Source organism: Streptococcus suis, assembly GCF_002964045.1.
In the GTDB taxonomy this organism is placed as follows: Bacteria; Bacillota; Bacilli; order Lactobacillales; family Streptococcaceae; genus Streptococcus; species Streptococcus suis_U.
In genome coordinates this window covers 1-306 of the sequence record NZ_POPB01000402.1, presented here as the reverse complement: position 1 = coordinate 306, position 306 = coordinate 1, and the positions used below count along the sequence as shown (strand labels likewise).

General features: G+C 38.2%; 1 pseudogene. It reads left to right on the top strand.

The annotated features are described in order from the left end of the window. Window positions 1-306 (top strand): annotated as a pseudogene (locus tag C1E99_RS10345) (penicillin-binding protein); the annotation flags it as partial.

Below are 306 nucleotides of genomic sequence, written 5' to 3'. Positions count from 1 at the left end.
CAACGAACTTCTCAAGTGGACAACCGATTATGTATGGTTCAGGACGTGGTACTGGTATGATGAACTTACAGACGGCTATTGACCGTTCTGTTAACATTCCTGCTTTTTGGACCTATAAAATGATGAGAAATGCAGGTGTAGATGCCAAAGCGTACATGGATAAAATGAATTATCATATTCCTATGTACGATATTGAAAGTGTACCATTGGGCGGTGGTGTTGAAATTTCAGTATTGACAAATACCAATGCCTATCAAACTTTGGCAAATGGTGGCGTTTATAACAAACATTACATTGTTGAAAGCA